The organism is Paenibacillus silvae, assembly GCF_014639235.1.
Classification (GTDB): domain Bacteria; phylum Bacillota; class Bacilli; order Paenibacillales; family Paenibacillaceae; genus Paenibacillus; species Paenibacillus silvae.
The window spans coordinates 338889-358755 of sequence record NZ_BMFU01000001.1 but is presented as its reverse complement, the minus strand read 5'-3'; the positions used below and the strand labels follow the sequence as shown (position 1 = coordinate 358755).

The following is a 19867-nucleotide window of genomic DNA, read 5'->3' as shown; positions in this document are numbered from 1 at the left end:
ATGAAAAAATCTCTTTACGTCTTGTTAGGAATTTTACTTCTAGGGTCGGCTCTTTTTTTATGGTTCTACTCATTTCCTAAATCGATTGACAGGGCTAACGAAGTTGTAATTCAAGATAACGAAAAAACAATTAGCGATACCGCGACGGTAACAATGAAAGGGAAATTACATCGTCCTTTGTTTAGACAAAGTTACTTTGAAGGGACGATGGAAATTTCCGCTTTAGAGTTCACGAATTCTTATAAGTTATTTCCGTTGTATATGGTGAAAGAAGGAGAAATATATAGCTCATTTGTTACATTTTCCGGCTCATCACAACAATTGGGCAATGTGACTGGTGTGATGTTTCATGATGCTGGTTTTACAACATTTAATCTTTTTCTCAGAGAAGCTCCTTACAAAGGCACAAATAGAGATTTGATTCAGGTCGTGTCTCCAGCTTCTGACGCTACCAATGCTGAACAAGTTGTAGAGAAGCTGAGATTAAAATTCCCTGAAATGCCAGATGCCAAAACATTACTTCCTCAACAATAAAAGTGTTGAGAAATGATAAGTCTCTATATCTCACACGATAGAAACCATTAAAATTAACAGGATTCTGGAAAACAGACTACCTGTTAATTTTTTTCTTTTATTTGAGAAGAGAGGCAAGCCAGCGGAGGGATGGAATCGGTAAAAGGAGCGAAGCGAGCGCGTTTATCACAGGATTTCCTCCTTGAAGAGGAGAAAACCAGAAATCCGGGGATAACCAGTGCCCGATACCGATCCATCCCGCAGCGCCCAGCGCCCCCTCCACACTCTTTTCCAACCTTGATGTAATAAATTTGCACATTCTTCAAATACTAACCTAAATTACGCAGCAAAGGAGTGCTTTGGATGTCCCAGACACCCACTCCAACGGTCTACGTTCGTATGCGCAGTCGAATTCGCATCCAGAGAGGGCGAGCGGTCAAACTGCGGGATATAGCTCACGTACTGGCCTCATCAGAGGAGCAGGAGCACAAGCTGCTTGAACTCGAACTGCTGCGGCCCGGACCGGAGGACGGCAACCTGATTCTCATCGATATTCTGCAGATTATTCCAAGGTTTCGGCAGTTGCTGCCGGACGTAAACGTAGAGCTGATGGGATCGGGGCATACGTTAGTTGAAGTGATGGCGGGCAGCGGCAAGGCTTCAAAGTCGCTATTTATTCTCGTATGGCTGCTGCTGTTTTTCGGCTCGGCGCTGACGATTATGAATTTTCATGCGGACGTCAACATGCAGGAGGTTCAGATCCGGATTGTGGAGATGTTGACGGGTAAACGGGACGAGCATCCGTATTTGTTCCAGCTCGCCTATTCCTTGGGAATTGGCTTTGGCATGGCGGTCTTTTTTAATCATCTGTTTAAGAAAAAATGGAATGAGGAACCGACACCGCTGGAAGTAGAGATGTTTCTATATCAGCAAAATGTGGATCAGTTTGTGGTCATTGAAGAGACCGAACGAATGCATGAGCAGCATTGCAGGGAGCTGAACAACGATGAGCGTGCTTAACGGGGCGATCAGCATTGTGCTCGGCATTGCGGGTGGCATTGCAGTGGGGAGCGGTGTCATAGCCCTTATTCTGGTGCTGGATATGATTCCAAGGCTGGCCCAAGTAACGCAATCCTATGATAAAACGCATTGGTACGAGGGGGCGCTTATCGGAGGTTCGTTACTGGGAACGGTAGCGGATTTCTGGCATTGGAAGATGCATGGGGTCATGCTGTTAAGTCCCATTGTAGGGCTGTTCTGCGGTGTATTTATCGGTTTGCTGGCTGCTGCGCTGACAGAGGTGCTGAATGTACTTCCCGTTCTGGCCAAAAGGCTGGGCATGAGGTCGTATTTGTTTGGACTGCTGCTGGCGATGATTCTGGGCAAAATGACAGGTTCGTTGTTTGATTTTTTCATATATCAGCGGTAAATCAGCATCACAGGTTAAAGGAGGATGGACATGGACGAACATACGGAGCACACGGGTCACGAACAGGGTGACGGGATTACTGAAGACATGAACCACAAGTCTGCCTATGAAATTCAGAAGGAAGAAGAGAAGAGGGCCCACCAGAAGAAAAAGCAAAACGAGATGTCTGACAGCATTGAAGAATCTGTACAGTACTGGCAGCATAACGACGAAATCTCGCCCCGCATGAGTGACAACAAACATACACTCAGGCTAGTACTCGGACTTGGCGAGTCTTTTGATGTCGATCTCCGGGAAATGGTGCTGGGTGGGAAACATGTTGGATTGCTGCTGCTGACGGGGTTTGCGAAGGATGAAATTTTGCTTGAAGTGTTAAAAAGACTAACCTATCTCTCCCCGGATCAGGTGTCGGAACACGCGCTCAAATCCTATTTCGAATGTTACATTCCCCATATTCAGGTGGAACGTGTCGAGAAGATGAGTGCTGTCATCCGCAAGGTGTTAATGGGCATGAGCGCTATGTTTGTGGAAGGAGATCGCTCTGTTCTGATTATGGACACCCGCAGTTATCCGGTAAGGTCACCGGAGGAGCCTTCACTTGAACGTGTCGTTCGCGGTTCGCGAGATGGTTTTACGGAAACACTGCTGACCAATGTGGCGCTGGTACGTCGCAGAATTCGGGACCCGGGCTTGAAGTTTGAACTCATGCAGGTCGGGCGGAGAACGCAGACGGATGTGTGTGTGGTGTATATTGACGATATCGTTGACAAGGTGCAGGTGGACTCGGTTCGTGAAAAAATACAGCGAGTGGATATCGATGGTATTCCGGCTGCCGACAAGCAGCTGGAGGAAGCGATAATTAACAAAGGCTGGAATCCCTTCCCTCTGGTTCGTTATTCCGAACGTCCTGACGTTACAGCTTCTCATCTGATGGAGGGACGTGTTGTTATTTTTGTTGATACCTCCCCCAGTGTGATGATCCTGCCTACAACCTTTTTTGATCTATGTGAGCATGCGGAGGAGAACAGGCAGACCGCCCTGATGGGTACTTATTTACGCTGGGTACGATTTGCAGGTATTCTGATCTCGCTGTTTTTGCTGCCGCTATGGATGCTCATGGTCATTGAACCTTCACTTAAACCGGTGGGACTGGATTTCATCGGTCCGCAGGAAAATGTAAAGCTGCCGATCATCCTGCAGTTCTTGCTGATCGAGCTTGGGGTTGACCTGTTGCGAATGGCCGCTGTACATACTCCGACACCGCTCGCTTCAGCCATGGGGTTGATTGCAGCCATTCTGGTCGGAGATATTGCGGTGAAGACGGGTTATTTTGTCAATGAAGTGGTGCTGTATATGGCTATTGCAGCTATAGGCATGTTTGCAACACCGAGCTATGAGTTAGGACTGGCGAATCGACTGGTCAGGCTGCTGCTTCTGGTTGCGGTTGCGATATTCAAGGTGCCAGGTCTGGTCGTTGGAACGACACTCCTGATTGTGGCTTTGACGATTCATCGCTCCTATAATTCTTCTTATCTCTGGCCATTTATACCGTTTAATGCAAAGGCATTTGGCAACTTTCTGTTCAGGGTTCCACTGCTTGTCAGCAAGAAACGTCCATCGTTCAACAAAACACGTGACAACACCAAGATGTCAGATGATCCGGACGGTGAGCTGCGAAAAAGTAAAAAACACAAATGATGTGCCGAAAAATCCATTCATCTCCCGGCTTAATTTGGTATACTGGTGTAAAATCAATGGAATAGCAAATGTTCCAGTATATAAAAAGTGAGGAATGCAGACGATGTATTTACACGGTACAAGTAGAATAAATGAGCAAGGTCATCTGGAGATTGGTGGAGTAGACGTAACAGATATGAAAGAGCAATTCGGCACACCGCTCTATGTTGTGGACGAGCAATTGGTTCGCGAGCGCTGCAGAGAATACATGGAGGCATTTCGCGCTTCCGGTCTGGGCTTCCAGGTTGCTTATGCAAGTAAAGCATTCTGTGTTATGGCAATGTGTGCCCTCGCAGCGGAGGAAGGTCTCTCCCTGGATGTCGTATCTGACGGAGAGCTGTTCACAGCGCTGCAGGCAGGTTTCCCAGCGGAGCGTATTCACTTCCACGGCAATAACAAAACGCTGGAAGAAATTGAAATGGCGCTTGACGCCGAGATTGGCTGCTTCGTAGTAGATAACTTTAATGAGCTGCACCTTCTCCATGCTGTTGCAGCGGACAAAAATCTCAAAGTTAACGTTCTCCTGCGTGTGACGCCGGGTGTTGAGGCGCATACGCATGAATATATCTCGACAGGACAAACGGACTCCAAGTTCGGTTTCGATATTGGAAACGGCACGGCATTCGAAGCGATTGAACTGGCTTCCAAACAACCTAATCTGGTATTGCTCGGTGTGCACTCTCACATCGGTTCGCAAATCTTCGAGGTTGAAGGCTTCCAGATGGCGATTCAACGTGTTGCTGAATTTGCAGCAAGTGTATATGAGCGTCTGAACGTTGCATTCAAGGTGGTAAATCTTGGTGGCGGGTTCGGAATTCGTTACATTGATGGAGATACGCCGCTTGAAGTGGCCCAGTATGTGAAGGCGATTACGGATGCGGTAAAAAATCATTTTGCGCAAATCGGTTATGCTGTGCCTGAAATCTGGGTAGAACCGGGCCGCTCCATCGTGGGAGAAGCAGGTACAACTCTTTACACGGTTGGAACTAGCAAAGATATTCCAGGCGTGCGTAAATATGTAGCGGTAGATGGCGGTATGACGGATAACCCGCGTCCTGCACTGTATGAGTCCAAATACGAAGCGGTACTGGCTAATCGTGCAAATGAAGCAGCTACAGAAACCGTTTCTGTAGCTGGCAAATGCTGCGAGAGCGGCGATATGCTGATCTGGGATCTGGACCTGCCAAAAGTAGAAAGCGGAGATCTGCTGGCTGTCGCCTGCACTGGCGCTTACAACTACTCAATGGCGAGCAACTACAACCGGATTCGTCGTCCGGCCGTTGTTTTTGTCAAGGACGGTCAAGGAGATGTTGTTGTACGTCGCGAGTCGTATCAGGACATTATCCAGAATGACCTCGTTCCAGCGCGTATTGGCAAACAGCCGGTTGCTCGTTAATTCATTGGATTCATGAAAAAATAAGAGGCGGAAGAGGGAGGTGATCCCTTTTCCGCTTTTTAGCTTAATAGGATAAATCGAAAAAAAATGCTGTTTGTTTTGCGATTCATCTCTTTTCGGTGTACACTAATAAAAGTGCTGTAGTGCTTGACCTCAAGGTGGGTATTGCGTCACAATTCACTATGCTTAAAATTGAAAGGAGTCATTTACATATGGCGAAACAAGCAAAAATTAAATTGGCAAACGGCGGAGAAGTTTTGATTGACCTGTTCGATCAGGAAGCTCCGAACACTGTAGCAAACTTCGAAAAGCTGGCAAACTCCGGCTTTTATAACGGTCTTGTATTCCACCGCGTTATTCCGGGCTTTGTAGCTCAAGGCGGATGCCCTAGCGGTACGGGTACTGGTGGCCCTGGTTACACAATTAACTGCGAGATCAACCCGAACAAACACGAGCGTGGAACTCTTGCAATGGCACACGCTGGCCGCAACACTGGTGGAAGCCAGTTCTACATCTGCTACCAGCCACAGCCGCATCTGGATGGACAACATACTGTTTTTGGTAAAGTAACGAAAGGTATGGAGTTTGTAGATGCATTCGAAGGCCGTGACAAAATGGAAACAGTTGAGGTTGTAGAAGTTTAATTCAACCTGCTGCATAACAACTATAACTATTGAGCCCCTGAACTCTTCTGTTACAGAAGTACCAGGGGCTTTGTGCATTTATTGGATTTTTGGTAGAAGACTTGGTGTAATCTTGTCAAAAATAAGCTTAAAGGAACTGGTGAGTCGATAAAACCTGAGTTACTCTAAGTTGAAGACATGACATTAGTGATTCTCCGCTCACAATGGAGTTATTATGACATGGGGATATATCGCCATGAATGAACTACATATGTAACACCTTACCGTGAAAGGATGTTGTTGACTTTGAGTATAAATATTGTACAGCAGCTTAAATTACTTCAGCATATTTATAGCAAGAGTACCACTTGGGACGAGGAGCTGCGCGCTTCAAGACAGACTGTGCCTGAGGATGTAACGATGGAGCAATTACAGGCTTTAGAGGCTGCAGGACATGAACCTAATCGCTTTGTAAGACCGCAGCACGAGGATACGATCCAAGAGCTGAGAACATTGGCTGAGCGTTGGACAGTTCAGGATGCTTCTCGGGCTTTTGTGGCTTCTTTATGGTCAGCGCCAATGATCTGGCGTTCACTTCTTACAGGTAAACTGATCGCATCCAGCATACCGAATCATGAATATAAGCCGTATCCCTCCAGTCATAAGTGCCAGATCTGTGGTTTGGATGTGAATGACGGAGTAGATACATCACTTCAGTGGTATTGGCGGATGACAAGCGGCACACCTCTGGATGGAAACATGTTTGGACATGCACTGGCTATGAGAGAAATGGCTGCTTCACCCGAGATTCCTGCTCCGACTGAATACGATCGCTGGACGCTCCGTGCAGTCCTTACTGTACTGCGCAATTTGCCTCCCAAGACCCGTTACAGCAAGGCCGCGGATGCAATGAAAAAAGCACAACTGCTGCCTTCCAAAAAGATATATGTGTACCGCGATCTGCTTGAGACGCTGGCACTAACAGGCATTCTGGACACACCAGAGCAGCCAGGCATGGTGACTGCGTTCACTTCTTATGCAGAACGTGACAAGCGACCGAACACCCGCGTTGAGGTTCAGGCTCCGCTCGCATGGTGGGATTCATCTTTCGGGATTAATGAGCAGAATCTGTCCCGGATTTTCAGTGAATTTAATTGCAATGATGTATCGCTTGAGCACAGACCTGAACCGAATCCACCAGCGAATGAGACGGTTATTGGTGCATTTGAAAGCAGACGAAGTGTCGGTACCAAGGCCAAGGTACCAAAAAAATCTCCGGATGCCGGCACAGGCGAGGTGCAGCCAGGAGATGTATATGCTGTGAAAGTACTTAGTGGTGCGTGGGTTACCGTTTACTGCCATGAAGTAAAGGACAAACGTGCCAGAGTCGAGTATTTGGATGGTGTGTTCCCAGATATGCCGGGAAAAGAAGAGCTTATTCTGACTGTTCGTCCAAGGCCGGATGAACGCTGGCAGTGTTCCGCTATCGGTATGGACTCTACGAGCTGGGTTAGAAGAGTGGCCCGGGATATGCCAGCTCCTGCTGCTGACCAGCCAGCACCGAATAGGATCCCTTTCCATGCTGCAAAGGAGTTAAGGCACATGGCTAGCTGGTGTTTTCCTGATCTATAGAACTTGTTTTTAGCATTAGGATTAAGATCCGTATCTCGTGCAAGATGCGGATTTAAGTACATAAATGCTTATTAAAAGTTAGTATGTGACAAAAAGAAACAAAAATAAATTGATTTTTTGACACTAAAGTGCTAACATCCAATTAATAACGAAAGCGAATCCTTCAGGGCAGGGTGAAATTCCCTACCGGCGGTGAGGTTATGTTGAAGCAGAGTTTACATTGTAACATAATCAAGTCCGTGACCTGTCTGCCTGTGGCAGATGGCTGATCTGGTGTAATTCCAGAACCGACAGTATAGTCTGGATGGGAGAAGGAGAGTGTGCATGCCGGACAGGCTGCACTCCGCAGGAGTAATGCTGCATAGCCGTTCAGCAAGCGATAGCTCGCAGGTGCTATGCAGGGAAGGTTCGTATTTGAGCGAAGCTTCCTGTATGCCATACCGTTTTATAAGAAACTCTTTACCTGAATGTTGTATTTATCAGGGTATGTGTTTGTTTTCACTTGCCTGAAATGTGATTTTGGGTGAAGTGCGGGTATGGTGTATTCTTTTTACTCTTGCAGATGACATTAGTCTCTCATCATCCCCACTCGAACGGATTGTTCGGCGGGGATTTTTTAGTTCAAGATTATAACCGTGGGGTGAACGGATATGGAAATGATCAATGATGAATTTTATATGGCGTTAGCACTGGATATGGCAGAACGGGCACAAGGGCAGACTGGAATTAATCCTGTTGTGGGATGTGTCGTTGTTAAGGATGGACGGGTTGTTGGCCTGGGAAGCCATCTGAAGAGAGGAACAGGCCATGCAGAAGTGCATGCTCTGAATATGGCTGGAAGTGATGCGGAGGGCAGTACGGTTTATGTAACACTCGAACCTTGCAGCCATTATGGCAAAACACCGCCTTGTAGTGAACGATTGATTCATGAGAAGGTCAAACGTGTCGTTGTCTGTTGTGAAGACCCGAATCCGCAGGTATCCGGTACAGGCATCAGTATGCTACGTCAACAAGGCATCGAAGTTGAAGTGGGTGTTTTGCGCGAACGCGGAAGACGCTTGAATGAGAAGTTTATCAAGTTTATTACGACCGGTTTGCCTTTTGTTACCCTGAAAACAGCATCAACGCTAGATGGGAAAATTGCAACGCGCAGCGGAGACAGTAAATGGATTTCCAATGAGCCGGCACGTGAAATTGTACATGCGCTTCGTCACCGTCACCAGGGCATTATGGTAGGAGTAGACACGGTCATTGCCGATAATCCAGAGCTGACAACGCGTTTGCAGGTAGAGGGCATCAGTCCGGTAAGAATCGTGGTGGATTCCAAGCTGCGACTTCCTGTAGGCTCTAAAATAGTCAAGGACGGGCTTGCACCAACCTGGGTGCTTACAACTGACGAGGCCAGCCAGGAGGCAGCAGAGCGCCTCGAGGCGTACGGGGTTGAAGTGATACGCTGTGGCCCTGGACCTCGTGTCGATCTGCTGCATGGACTGAGCAAGCTGGGAGAACGCGAGATCGGTTCAATACTGCTTGAAGGCGGCGGCACGTTAAATGGTGCAATGCTGGAGGCACGTTTGGTGGATCGACTGCTGATGTTTATTGCTCCGAAAATCGTGGGTGGGTATGATACCCCTGGAAGCTTCCGTTTTGAAGGTGTAGAGCGGATGAGTCAGGCGATCCAACTGCATCAGCTGGAAATTGAGCAGGTTGGAGATAATATTAGCATTGGCGGCATTCCGGTCTGGCCGGAGTAACTGGGTGGTTAAAACGCATCTGAACGAAATGAGGTCTTATAGCATATAAAACGGCATTTGGACATCGCTTAAAAATAGGGAGGCGGCAGCATGTTTACGGGTTTGGTGGAAGAAGTGGGTCAAATTCGGCGTATTGGTCGTAAAGGCGAAGCCCTTGTTCTGAACATCAGCGCGTCTGTCGTTATGCACGATCTGAAGATTGGCGACAGCGTAGCAGTAAATGGAGTTTGTCTGACTGCGACAACGCTGGAGAGCGGAGGCTTTACGGCAGATGTTATGCCTGAAACGTATCGTCACACCAACCTCAGTCAGCTTCAGTCCGGCAGCAAGGTGAATCTGGAGCGAGCCATGCTGTCGGGTGGGCGCTTTGGTGGTCATATCGTGCAAGGTCATGTGGACGGGACAGGTGTGATTGGCAATATCACGCGCGATCAAAATGCAGTTGTGTTTGAGATCAAGCCGGATGACGGCGACCTGTTCAAGTATCTGATCCCAAAAGGGTCTGTGACTGTAGATGGTATAAGCCTGACGGTGGTACAAACGAATCAAGGCTCCTTTACCGTTTCAATCATTCCTCATACGATCGGGGAAACGGTACTGAATGTGAAGAAGACGGGAGATACCGTCAACATTGAATGTGATATTTTGGGGAAATATGTAGATCATCTGTTGCACTATGGCAAAGGTCATGCAGAGACAAGTGCTGGCAAGCCGCGCAGCATCAGTGAGGAGTTTCTCTCTAATCACGGATTTGCATAATCTAGGCTAAACAAGGACTCGTATGATCAGGCATTAAATAAAACTGGAAGCAGGAGGTGCATCGATGTCAGAACATTCCGAACCATCTGTTCTGGATTCAATTGAAGAAGCTATTTATGATCTGATGCGTGGCAAGCCGGTTATTGTGGTTGATGATGAAGATCGTGAAAATGAGGGTGACTTTATCGCCTTGGCGGAGAAAGCAACCCCGGAGGTTATCAATTTCATGATCACTGAAGGCAGAGGGCTCGTATGTGTACCGATTACACAGCAGCGTGCAGACGAGCTTAATCTGAAGCCAATGGTGCAGCAAAATACCGATTTTCACGGGACAGCCTTTACCGTCTCGGTGGACCATACAGACACAACAACAGGCATCTCGGCGCATGAGCGTTCGATTACCGTTAAAGGCTTGATTGATCCGAATGCAAAAAGCAGTGATTTTCGTAAACCGGGTCACATGTTCCCTTTGATCGCCAAAGACGGCGGTGTATTGCGTCGTGCCGGACATACGGAGGCAGCAGTAGATCTCGCCATCATGTGCGGCTCTTACCCGGCCGGGGTCATCTGTGAAGTGATCAAGGAAGATGGCACCATGGCCAGATTGCCGGATTTGCAGGAGATTGCAAGCAAGCATAATCTCAAGCTGATCAGCATTCAGGATATGATCCGGTATAGGAACGAGAAGGAAAAGCTTATACAGCGTGAGGTTTCTGTTCGCATGCCAACGGATTTCGGGGAATTTCAGGCGGTTGCATACACCAATGCTGTGGACAATAAAGAGCATGTTGCGTTGGTCAAAGGCGAGATTGACGGCTCCAAGCCTGTGCTCGTTCGTGTTCATTCGGAGTGTCTGACTGGAGATGTATTCCACTCGCATCGTTGTGATTGCGGTCCACAATTTGATGCAGCGTTGAAACAGATCCATGAAGAGGGCAACGGTGTACTGCTTTACATGAGGCAGGAAGGCCGAGGCATCGGTCTGATTAACAAACTGAAGGCATACAAGCTGCAGGAGGAAGGTCTCGACACGGTGGATGCCAATCTGAAGCTCGGGTTCGCCGCTGATCTGCGTGATTATGGTATCGGTGCACAGATTCTGAAGGACCTTGGTGTTCGTCAGATTCGTTTGTTAACGAATAACCCGCGGAAGATCAAAGGTCTGGAAGGTTACGGGCTCGAAGTGGTTGAGCGTGTGCCTATTCAGATGAAGGAGAATGAGGACAATACCGCTTATTTGCATACGAAACAAGCCAAGCTGGGGCATATGCTCAAGTTCGATGATATCGAGCAAAACGAACAGTAATACATGTGAACACGGACGTTTTCCGTAAAACATACAACTTATATATGGACAGGGAGATGAATGGAATGCCTAATTATTTCGAAGGACATTTAGTATCGGAAGGTTTAAAATATGGCGTGGTGGTTGGACGTTTTAATGAATTCATTACTAGCAAGCTGCTTAGCGGGGCACTGGATGCGTTCAAGCGCCATGGCGTGCAGGATAATGAAGTGGATGTAGCCTGGGTACCGGGGGCTTTTGAAATCCCGCTGATTGCCCAGAAAATGGCTGAAAGTGGCAAGTATGACGCAGTGATTACACTCGGAACAGTTATTCGCGGCTCCACTACGCATTATGATTATGTCTGCAACGAGATGGCCAAGGGTGTCGCGGCGATTAACCTGAAAACAGGCGTGCCCACCATCTTCGGATTGGTTACTACAGAGAACATTGAGCAGGCGATTGAACGTGCCGGAACGAAGGCTGGTAACAAAGGCTGGGATGCAGCTACAGCTGCAATTGAAATGGCGAACTTGACGAAACAGCTAAAATAGTGCTTATTTAATAGTAGTGCCCTGCTTTGCGCAGACGAAATCGGGAGATCGGTTTCGAACGGCTGGCAGGGTTTTGTATTTTTTTGGCGGGAGGATTCGTCTAGTGACGGTAGTTACATATAAACTGGAGACTTTTGAAGGGCCTTTGGATCTGCTGCTTCATCTGATTGATAAGGCTGAGATCGACATCCAGGATATTCCCATCAGCGATATTACCGATCAATACATGGCGTATCTGCACTCCATGCAGGAGCTGGAACTGGATATTACAAGTGAATTTCTGGTGATGGCGGCTACACTGCTGTCCATCAAGAGCAAGCTTTTACTGCCTAAACCGCCGGTTATCGAGGAGTTCGAGGATTATGATTACATGGAAGATGAGGATTATGATCCACGTGCCGAGTTGATTGCACGGCTGATTGAATATCGTAAATATAAAGGCATTGCAAGGCATCTCCATGAGCGGGAATGGGAGAGAAGTCTTATTTTTTCCAAGGAACCTGAGGATTTGCGGCCCTACATGCCTGAACAGGAGCAATCAAACCCGGTACAGGGTCTGCATACTTCTGATCTCATCGCGGCGTTCCAGAAGGCATTGCGCAAGGCTGACAAGCGTACAACGGTCACCCGGATCAAACGGGATGAAATATCGGTCAAGGACCGTATAAGAGAAGTTGTTGGTGCTTTGGAGCGTGTGGGTCCTGGAGGGCGGCTGTTATTTTCCAAGCTAATGGATGACCAGATCTATCGGCATGAGATTGTGGTGACGTTTCTGGCAGTGCTGGAGCTGATGAAGATGAAGCAGATTGTGTGTTATCAGGAGCGATTGTTTGAGGATATCGTTATGGAGTGGAGAGGGGAAGCAACGAATCATGGATTTTCCGAAATTGAAGTCGATTATTGAGGGCCTGCTGTTTTTGTCCGGAGAAGAGGGCCTGAGTGTCAAACAAATTGCCGAGATTGTTGATCAGCGCGTGGAACTCGTTACGGATGCGATTGAGGAGATGATCCGCGAGTTTTCAAATCAGGGGCGCGGGGTGCAGATTCTGAAGATTGCGGGAGTTGTGCAGCTGGGAACACTTCCTGAGCATGCCGCTTATTTCGAGAAGCTGGCGTATTCTCCGGCACGTACGTCTTTGTCCCAAGCGGCACTGGAGACACTGGCCATTGTTGCTTATCGTCAGCCGATTACGCGGGTGGAGATTGAAGAGATTCGTGGTGTAAAATCCGAACGAGCCATTCATACCTTGGTGAACAAGGATTTAATTGTTGAAGTGGGGAGAGCGGAAGCGATCGGACGCCCGATTTTGTATGGTACGACGAAGTCGTTTCTGGATTATTTCGGACTTGCCTCGATTAAAGATCTTCCAGAACCGGGCCTGTTTGAAGACTCTGAAAATCTGGAGGAGGAAACACAGCTGTTGTTCAACAAGCTGGACATGCAGCAGCCAGATGCTCAAGAGCCTGATATGAATAATGCATTTGATTTTGAAGAAGACGAAGGGTCATCTACTGATCAGGATTTTGCTGGACATACAGAAGACGAAGACCCGTGGAACTCATCGAAGTAGTTACAGGACATTTTATTAAAAGAACTGCCAAGGCGAAGTGGACATAATCCTGCTTCGTCTTTTTTATGTTAGATTCTCTGCCAAGAGCAGGCAAGCGAGGGATAAAGTTGGAATTTTCAAACGAATCGTGAATTTTTTCCAGTAAGGAAAGCCATACTAGACATGAAAAGAATTGAGGGCTTGGAGGTAAGGCCTGTGTGGATCTGGCTTGGAGGAATCGGTTTGTTCATCGCACTGCTGATTGCCGCAGTCCTCATCTCAAATGTTCATGTACATGTTGTGTTTCGCAAACATAAGAGCGACGACTACGCTAATATTAACATTCGGCTGCTGTACGGCATCATACGTATGAATTACGAGATTCCGAGCATTGTTTTCCGAAATATGAAAGAGGGCTTCCTGCTCAAAACAGAGCAGTCCATGAATCATTCCAGAGGTGAAGTGCTGGGCAGCCAGCAGGTGAACAAACGGAAAGTGAAAAATTGGGCCAAAGATGTCAAGATCATGCTGCGTGCAACCGAGGCCTTGAAGCTATGGGTAAAACAGACCCTTCAGCATGTGTATATAACCAAACTGTTCTGGTCTACTGCAGTCGGGGTCGGCGATGCTGCATATACGGCGATGCTGTCAGGCTGGTTGTGGAGCGTGAAGTCGATAATTGTTGGTTTCTTAACGTATCAGATGCGGTTCAGAACGGCACCCGATCTTGAGGTTCTTCCGATTTGGTCGGATGAACTGGAGTTTCGAACAGAACTGGACTTTAAGCTGCGTATGCGGATTGCTTCGTTATTGTCCGCAGGCTTGAGGTTAATGACTCGTGTGCTTCAGGTTGAAGGTGGCTGGCGAATGTGGATTAAGCTTATTCAAGAGCAGCGCCGCAAGTCCAAGGAAAAGAAAAAGCGCAAGCATATTGTGGATAAAGAACCCCATTCCTCCGAAACGTAGAGGTTCTGCGAACACTGGCTTGGCAGTAGAACAGCTCACATAAGGTATGTTCCCCTGGATTCGTTACATAAGTCCCCGAAGTTTGGGGATGATATGGTTAGATCAAAAACCTGCAAGTTGAACGAATGCTTTACATTTCTTCTTGAGTTCAGCTTGTATAGTTTACATTGAAACTGGAGGGAATATGAAATGTCAGATCATCCAATTCAAGGCTTAATGGAAACTGCTATGGAAAATATCAAGGCCATGGTGGATGTCAATACAATCGTTGGCGATGCTGTTGAGACACCGGATGGCACGGTTATTCTGCCGATCAGTAAAGTGGGCTTTGGTTTTGCTGCAGGCGGCAGTGATTTTAACGTAAACGACGGAAAAGGAAACAGTACGTCCAGCACGACAGAGCATGCACACTCAGCCAAGGTTGCTTCTCCGTTCGGCGGCGGCAGCGGCGGCGGTGTATCCATCCGTCCGATCGCTTTCCTGGTCGTAGGCAAGCAGGGCGTGCACATCGTACCACTCGATAATTCGACGCACTTGTTCGAAAAATTGATTGATTCTACACCTTATGTGCTCGATCGTATTCAGGACATGTTCCGCCATCGGAACCATACAACAACGGAATCAGGCATCCCGGTGACCCCTAACGACCATTCGACTTACAGTTAAACAAAATAGAATTTTTGAAAATCCTTCCTGCCCCTTCAGGGTGAGAGGGATTTTTGCTGATTTCATCTGTTCGGGACATACTCCAGGTTGTCCGAACATAGGATAGTACAAGATTCCAAGCGACCCGGAGGAATGTGGATGCGAAAATTAATGAAGTCTGTTGTCGGTATGCTAATGCCTGTGTTGCTGTTTTCAACGATAGGAGCATCGCCAGTACAGGCCATGGTGACTCCCCCCTCAACCCACGCGCAGAGTGCAGCGCTGATTGATGTCACCTCTGGACGGATTCTGTACAGCAAGGATGGGGACAAGGAACTTCGTATTGCCAGTTTGACCAAAATTATGACGGCCATCGTTGCGATTGAAGAAGGAAAGCTGGATGACAAGGTTAAGGTTTCGCCCTCCGCCTTTGCCAAGGAAGGCTCCTCGCTCTTCCTCAAGCTTGGCGAGGAGATGACACTCGAGAACATGTTATATGGTCTCATGCTTCGGTCTGGGAATGACGCGGCTTCTGCGATTGCAGAACATGTGGGTGGGTCGGAGGAAGGTTTTGTACTGCTGATGAACAAAAAGGCAGAGCAAATCGGATTAACCCATTCTCATTTTATGAATCCGCATGGACTTGATGCAGAGGGACACTATTCTACAGCGAATGATCTGGCCAGATTAACGGCTTATGCGCTACATAACCCGGTGTTCAAGCGCATCGTGGCAACAGAGAACAAATCCGCGCCAAATCCGAATGAAAGCTGGGAATATTCCTGGCATAACAAAAACAAAATGCTTCGTTTGTATGACGGTGCCGACGGGGTGAAAACAGGGTATACCAAAAAAGCATTCCGCTGTCTGGTCAGCTCGGCTACTCGGGATGGACAACAGCTTGCCGCAGTTACGCTGAACGATGGAGACGACTGGAATGATCATGCCAAGATGCTGGACTTTGGTTTTGAGCATTTTCCGCTTGTTGAAATCGCAAAGCATGAGCAGCCGGTGCAAAATATGGAGCTTGTCACGGGACGCGGCTTTAAATATCCGCTGGCTGAAGGAGAACAGGAGGCATTAACCAAAAAGCTGGTTTTGCTTGATCAACGTTCACAGGCTGAGACAGCCGGGAGTAATTCAACAACCGGTCCTTCCTTTGGATTGGCGGGGCGGATTGACATGCAGCTGCATGGTGAAGTTATCGGCTCCATCCCGGTTTATCGCAAAGGCAGCTACATCCCGCCAGAGCCCAAAGTGGAAGATGCGGCACTGGGCAGTGCCATGGATGTCACAACATGGTTATCTGTATGGAAAGCCGTGCTGAGCAGGCTGTTATCGCCTTGATGAAAATAAAACCTAAAGGATAGCTTGCAGTTTGCTGTGAAGGGGAGGCATGATGCAGTGATTAATCTGATCTGGCTTATGATGATATTAATCGGTTTTGTTTTTGCAGCCGTAAATGGGAAGATCGAGGTTGTCACTCAGGCAGCATTCGATGGTGCGGCAACAGGAGTCACCGTATGTTTTGGCTTGATCAGTGTGCTCGTATTCTGGATGGGTATGATGAAAATGGCAGAGGATGCCGGTCTTCTTGATCGAATCGCGAAGCTGCTTGGACCTGCTGTTCGATTTCTGTTTCCTGATGTTCCGAAAGACCACCCGGCAATGGGCTACATCTTATCCAACATGAGCGCCAATCTGCTCGGACTTGGCAATGCAGCTACACCGATGGGCATCAAGGCCATACAGCAGCTTCAGGAACTTAATCCAGACAAACAGACGGCTTCCCCGGCCATGTGTACACTTCTGGCTCTGAATACAGCGAGTATTACTATAATACCGACGACCTTGATTGCGATTCGGCTGAACTATCATTCAGCCAATGCAACAGAGATTGTAGGCACGACCTTGATGGCTACGATCATTGCCACGCTGGCTGCCATAATGGCTGACCGCTGGTATCGAAACAGGACGTTGCGCAGACCGCCGCGTGTAACTTCAAGCGGTAATCCCGGCATGAAAGGATGAGCAGCCTTGTTGACCTTCATTAACTGGATTTCCGTCTGGGCCATTCCGGTTATTATCGCGTTTGTTCCATTATATGCGTTTACCAAAAAGGTCCCGGTTTACGAATCCTTTGTTGATGGGGCCAAGGATGGCTTCTCGACGGCGATCAGCATCATACCTCATCTGGTAGGCATGATGGTAGCCATCAGTGTCTTCCGGGCATCGGGGGCGCTTGATTATGTCATGAGTCTGTTCACACCACTTGTCTCCTGGATGGGTGTGCCCGGCGAAGTGTTGCCCCTCGGCATATTACGTCCGCTAACGGGGACAGGCTCACTGGCTTTTACAACCGATCTGATCAAAACGTATGGACCTGACTCCATGATTGGCCGGATGGCATCGACCATTCAGGGCAGTACAGATACCACATTGTATGTATTGACGGTTTATTTCGGAGCGGTGGGGATACGGAACGGCCGTTACGCTCTCAAAGTTGGATTGTTTTCGGACGTCGTTGGATTTATTGCAGCTCTTGCGATATGTTTATTCGTTTTTGGTTAATCTAGCGCTCCTTTCCCTCCGATATACTAGTTATGCTAGAATGATAACGGAGGAGAGTGAGACATGCAGAAGAGTTGGAAACGAATGCTTCATTTAGGGATGACAAGTATGCTCGCCATAGGTTTGTTTGCAGGTCCCACAGGATTAGCGGCTGCCCAAGCTGAGCAAACGATACAATTTAACGGTTACTTCGACAAATCATTGCGAGCTAAAATGGCTATAACTGCTGATTCTTTTCCGGTGGTGAATGTACGTTTGATTAAAGAAGATGAGCCCGATATGGTTTATTACGATGTAGGCACCTCAATTCTAATATCCAAAGACGTTGTGCTGACCAATTACCATGTTGTGCAGGACTATGCGGAGCTATCCGCTGGAGATGAGGGGACGTTGACAGTAGCGAGTCCGGGTGCGTTGAATCAGTCTGTTCATGCGAAAATTATAAAAACCGATCCCGTAACAGATATGGCTCTGCTCAAGCTGGATAAAGCGATTGATGCTGAACCTGTATCGTTTGCGAGTGCCAAAGACAATCAACTGGTGTATACCATCGGTTTCCCTAAAAATGCTGCTGGTGATCTTGTGCTGCTGGATGATGAGTTCCCTAAGACCTATAACACGATTGCCAAAAGTCGAGTGTTCAGCTCGCAGGCAACCGATGTGCCAGGAAAAGCAGGCATTGGCAGCATCGTTAAATCGATGGCTCAAGGTAATTCGGGTGGGCCGGTGCTGAACCAGAACAATCAGGTTATCGGCATGATGACGTTTGTTTATGGTGGACGGACATATTTTATCACCTCAAAGACATTACAGTCGTTTATTAAAGAAGTTGCGACTCCGGCCAAAAATCCTGTGGTGGTTGCAGGTAAAGTTTCAGGTTCGTAAGGATTGAATATAAAGGAGGTTTACCTTTGCGCGATGCAGCGAAAGCGGTCAAGTGGAGGTAGGCTTTTTTTGTGTGCAAACGATAATCCTTGTGATTTCCCGGTTGGATGGGTATCATTAGTGTGAGGTGACATGACAAACATGGAAAGATTACAAAAAATTATTGCACAGGCAGGCATTGCATCCCGCCGCAAGAGTGAGGAACTGATCCTGTCCGGCAAAGTAGAAGTTAACGGGGAGGTCGTAACCGAGCTGGGTACGAAAGCAAACCCCGAAGAGGATATGATTACGGTTAATGGTAAGCCGATCCGCAGTGAGAACAAAGTTTATTTGATGCTGAACAAACCTAAGGGTGTCATTACAAGTGCATCAGACCCGGAAGGACGTAAAATTGTATCTGACTATCTGAAAGGGGTTAAAGAGCGTGTCTATCCGGTAGGTCGTCTGGACTATGACACGGAAGGGTTACTAATTCTTACAAATGATGGAGAATTTGCACATCTGCTGACCCACCCGAAACATCACGTGCCCAAAACGTATCTGGCAACGGTTAAAGGTGTGCCGCATGGTTCTGCGCTGGACAAGCTCAAAAACGGAATTATGCTCGAGGATGGCATGACCGCACCAGCGGAAGTGGAATACAAGGATGTAGATACGGCTTCGAATGAGGCTGTCATTTCCATTACGATCTATGAAGGACGGAATCGTCAGGTTAGACGTATGTTTGAGGCCATCAACCATCCGGTTATTCGTCTGAAACGGATTTCCTTTGGTGGCATTCTGCTGCAAAATCTGAAACGCGGGCTGACGCGTAAGCTGACCAAAGAGGAAGTTAACAACTTGATTACGCTCGCCAAGTCCGAACCCGCCAAAAAAATGAAAAAAAGGTAATGTGAGGACACATAATTTTCATAAAACCGCCGCAGTTTTGTGACGAAATTCGCTATAATTGTTCATAGGATGTTCACAGTTGTCTGTGCAAAACAGACGAGCGAATGAAATCGTCATTAAAAAGGGGAGTCAGCACATGGGGAAATCAAGAAGAACGGTGCAAATCGTTATTTTGTGCTTGATCCTGGTGTTGGGCGGGTACGCGATTACGACATCGGTATCCGGCTCGAACGGCAAGCCAAAAGAAGGGGATCAAGCCCCTTCTTTTGAACTGCTGGGCCTGGATGGTCAAGTTCATACGTCTGACGAATACCAAGGGAGAGCGATGGTGATCAATTTCTGGGGCACATGGTGTGAGCCTTGTGTGAAGGAAATGCCTGCGCTGCAAGCTCAGGCCGATAAGTGGAAAGAAAAAGGAGTGCAATTTGTCGGAATCAACGTTGGAGAAGATCAGATGACTGTAGAAAATTTTGTGCAGCAGGTGGGTGTGGATTTCCCGATCATGCTGGATCGGGACAAAAATTCGGTTCGGGATTTCGGAATTTCTCCTATGCCAACAACGTTTTTTGTATCTGAAACGGGCAAAATCTCCACTATTCACATCGGACAATTGGACCTGGGTACACTTGACGCTCAAATTTCACAACTGGCGAAGCAGCCCTGACAGGAGGTCTATT

The 19867-nt window shown here is 47.7% G+C and carries 21 protein-coding genes and 1 riboswitch; all 21 genes read left to right on the top strand.

All coding sequences use genetic code 11. The annotated features are described in order from the left end of the window. The 21 genes from IEW26_RS01635 to IEW26_RS01535 all read left to right on the top strand — a co-directional run bounded on the left by IEW26_RS01635 (position 1) and on the right by IEW26_RS01535 (position 19854). The gene (locus IEW26_RS01635; RefSeq protein ID WP_146259724.1) at positions 1-534 is read left to right on the top strand and encodes a hypothetical protein; all 534 of its coding nucleotides are present in this window, start codon (positions 1-3) and stop codon (positions 532-534) included. 342 nt (positions 535-876) lie between these two features. Continuing rightward, a complete protein-coding gene (locus tag IEW26_RS01630) occupies positions 877-1533 on the top strand; it encodes a stage V sporulation protein AA (RefSeq protein WP_188591082.1) in 657 nt (218 codons plus the stop codon). After that, a complete protein-coding gene (locus IEW26_RS01625; RefSeq protein WP_111269610.1) occupies positions 1520-1942 on the top strand; it encodes a stage V sporulation protein AB in 423 nt (140 codons plus the stop codon). Before IEW26_RS01630 ends, IEW26_RS01625 begins: the two co-directional genes overlap by 14 nt. Before the next feature lie 24 nt (positions 1943-1966). Beyond that, positions 1967-3640: a spore germination protein gene (locus IEW26_RS01620; RefSeq protein WP_373288395.1), complete on the top strand. Its 1674-nt coding sequence runs from the start codon at positions 1967-1969 to the stop codon at positions 3638-3640. Positions 3641-3743: 103 nt separating this feature from the next. Continuing rightward, positions 3744-5075, top strand: coding sequence for a diaminopimelate decarboxylase (gene lysA / locus IEW26_RS01615; RefSeq protein ID WP_188591080.1), 1332 nt, complete (start codon positions 3744-3746; stop codon positions 5073-5075). A 212-nt stretch (positions 5076-5287) separates the two neighbouring features. After that, complete coding sequence (locus IEW26_RS01610; RefSeq protein ID WP_110895194.1) at positions 5288-5719, top strand: peptidylprolyl isomerase; 432 nt, start codon at positions 5288-5290, stop codon at positions 5717-5719. A 285-nt stretch (positions 5720-6004) separates the two neighbouring features. After that, positions 6005-7330 (top strand): hypothetical protein, encoded by a 1326-nt coding sequence (locus IEW26_RS01605; protein WP_229729605.1) that lies wholly within the window; start codon positions 6005-6007, stop codon positions 7328-7330. Between the two features lie 155 nt (positions 7331-7485). Next, a riboswitch (FMN riboswitch) is annotated at positions 7486-7650 on the top strand. Between the two features lie 330 nt (positions 7651-7980). Continuing rightward, the gene (gene ribD, locus IEW26_RS01600; protein ID WP_145403892.1) at positions 7981-9084 is read left to right on the top strand and encodes a bifunctional diaminohydroxyphosphoribosylaminopyrimidine deaminase/5-amino-6-(5-phosphoribosylamino)uracil reductase RibD; all 1104 of its coding nucleotides are present in this window, start codon (positions 7981-7983) and stop codon (positions 9082-9084) included. A 90-nt stretch (positions 9085-9174) separates the two neighbouring features. After that, positions 9175-9843, top strand: coding sequence for a riboflavin synthase (gene ribE, locus IEW26_RS01595; RefSeq protein ID WP_188591079.1), 669 nt, complete (start codon positions 9175-9177; stop codon positions 9841-9843). Positions 9844-9907: 64 nt separating this feature from the next. After that, the gene (locus IEW26_RS01590; RefSeq protein WP_188591078.1) at positions 9908-11149 is read left to right on the top strand and encodes a bifunctional 3,4-dihydroxy-2-butanone-4-phosphate synthase/GTP cyclohydrolase II; all 1242 of its coding nucleotides are present in this window, start codon (positions 9908-9910) and stop codon (positions 11147-11149) included. Between the two features lie 65 nt (positions 11150-11214). Then, on the top strand, positions 11215-11682 hold the full coding sequence (gene ribH / locus IEW26_RS01585) for a 6,7-dimethyl-8-ribityllumazine synthase (protein ID WP_090922403.1): 468 nt from the start codon (positions 11215-11217) through the stop codon (positions 11680-11682). Between the two features lie 103 nt (positions 11683-11785). Further along, positions 11786-12586, top strand: a complete 801-nt coding sequence (locus tag IEW26_RS01580) for a segregation and condensation protein A (protein ID WP_145403890.1) — start codon at positions 11786-11788, stop codon at positions 12584-12586. Continuing rightward, positions 12555-13253 carry an SMC-Scp complex subunit ScpB gene (gene scpB / locus IEW26_RS01575; protein WP_229729604.1) on the top strand — a complete coding sequence of 233 codons (699 nt, stop codon included), beginning with the start codon at positions 12555-12557 and terminating at the stop codon, positions 13251-13253. The genes IEW26_RS01580 and scpB overlap by 32 nt, the downstream gene beginning before the upstream one ends. Positions 13254-13415: 162 nt before the next feature. Beyond that, positions 13416-14198, top strand: a complete 783-nt coding sequence (locus IEW26_RS01570; RefSeq protein WP_188591077.1) for a DUF2953 domain-containing protein — start codon at positions 13416-13418, stop codon at positions 14196-14198. 189 nt (positions 14199-14387) lie between these two features. After that, entirely contained in the window at positions 14388-14864 is a 477-nt protein-coding gene (gene ytfJ / locus IEW26_RS01565; RefSeq protein ID WP_145403888.1) for a GerW family sporulation protein, read from the top strand. Between the two features lie 138 nt (positions 14865-15002). After that, the gene (locus IEW26_RS01560; RefSeq protein ID WP_373288394.1) at positions 15003-16190 is read left to right on the top strand and encodes a D-alanyl-D-alanine carboxypeptidase family protein; all 1188 of its coding nucleotides are present in this window, start codon (positions 15003-15005) and stop codon (positions 16188-16190) included. A gap of 57 nt (positions 16191-16247) precedes the next feature. Next, the gene (locus IEW26_RS01555) at positions 16248-16874 is read left to right on the top strand and encodes a nucleoside recognition domain-containing protein (RefSeq protein WP_188591075.1); all 627 of its coding nucleotides are present in this window, start codon (positions 16248-16250) and stop codon (positions 16872-16874) included. Between the two features lie 6 nt (positions 16875-16880). Next, the gene (locus IEW26_RS01550) at positions 16881-17414 is read left to right on the top strand and encodes a spore maturation protein (RefSeq protein WP_111269592.1); all 534 of its coding nucleotides are present in this window, start codon (positions 16881-16883) and stop codon (positions 17412-17414) included. A 63-nt stretch (positions 17415-17477) separates the two neighbouring features. Further along, positions 17478-18299, top strand: a complete 822-nt coding sequence (locus IEW26_RS01545; RefSeq protein WP_188591074.1) for a S1 family peptidase — start codon at positions 17478-17480, stop codon at positions 18297-18299. A 141-nt stretch (positions 18300-18440) separates the two neighbouring features. Continuing rightward, positions 18441-19190, top strand: coding sequence for a pseudouridine synthase (locus tag IEW26_RS01540; RefSeq protein WP_145403878.1), 750 nt, complete (start codon positions 18441-18443; stop codon positions 19188-19190). Between the two features lie 136 nt (positions 19191-19326). After that, entirely contained in the window at positions 19327-19854 is a 528-nt protein-coding gene (locus IEW26_RS01535; RefSeq protein ID WP_188591073.1) for a redoxin family protein, read from the top strand. Positions 19855-19867: the final 13 nt, after the last annotated feature.

Bases quoted from the DNA above. Each gene is read 5' to 3' on its own strand.
- IEW26_RS01635 (WP_146259724.1), top strand. From the start codon at position 1: ATGAAAAAATCTCTTTACGTCTTGTTAGGAATTTTACTTCTAGGGTCG.
- IEW26_RS01630 (WP_188591082.1), top strand. From the start codon at position 877: ATGTCCCAGACACCCACTCCAACGGTCTACGTTCGTATGCGCAGTCGA.
- IEW26_RS01625 (WP_111269610.1), top strand. From the start codon at position 1,520: ATGAGCGTGCTTAACGGGGCGATCAGCATTGTGCTCGGCATTGCGGGT.
- IEW26_RS01620 (WP_373288395.1), top strand. From the start codon at position 1,967: ATGGACATGGACGAACATACGGAGCACACGGGTCACGAACAGGGTGAC.
- lysA (WP_188591080.1), top strand. From the start codon at position 3,744: ATGTATTTACACGGTACAAGTAGAATAAATGAGCAAGGTCATCTGGAG.
- IEW26_RS01610 (WP_110895194.1), top strand. From the start codon at position 5,288: ATGGCGAAACAAGCAAAAATTAAATTGGCAAACGGCGGAGAAGTTTTG.
- ribD (WP_145403892.1), top strand. From the start codon at position 7,981: ATGGAAATGATCAATGATGAATTTTATATGGCGTTAGCACTGGATATG.
- ribE (WP_188591079.1), top strand. From the start codon at position 9,175: ATGTTTACGGGTTTGGTGGAAGAAGTGGGTCAAATTCGGCGTATTGGT.
- IEW26_RS01590 (WP_188591078.1), top strand. From the start codon at position 9,908: ATGTCAGAACATTCCGAACCATCTGTTCTGGATTCAATTGAAGAAGCT.
- ribH (WP_090922403.1), top strand. From the start codon at position 11,215: ATGCCTAATTATTTCGAAGGACATTTAGTATCGGAAGGTTTAAAATAT.
- scpB (WP_229729604.1), top strand. From the start codon at position 12,555: ATGGATTTTCCGAAATTGAAGTCGATTATTGAGGGCCTGCTGTTTTTG.
- IEW26_RS01570 (WP_188591077.1), top strand. From the start codon at position 13,416: ATGAAAAGAATTGAGGGCTTGGAGGTAAGGCCTGTGTGGATCTGGCTT.
- ytfJ (WP_145403888.1), top strand. From the start codon at position 14,388: ATGTCAGATCATCCAATTCAAGGCTTAATGGAAACTGCTATGGAAAAT.
- IEW26_RS01560 (WP_373288394.1), top strand. From the start codon at position 15,003: ATGCGAAAATTAATGAAGTCTGTTGTCGGTATGCTAATGCCTGTGTTG.
- IEW26_RS01545 (WP_188591074.1), top strand. From the start codon at position 17,478: ATGCAGAAGAGTTGGAAACGAATGCTTCATTTAGGGATGACAAGTATG.
- IEW26_RS01540 (WP_145403878.1), top strand. From the start codon at position 18,441: ATGGAAAGATTACAAAAAATTATTGCACAGGCAGGCATTGCATCCCGC.
- IEW26_RS01535 (WP_188591073.1), top strand. From the start codon at position 19,327: ATGGGGAAATCAAGAAGAACGGTGCAAATCGTTATTTTGTGCTTGATC.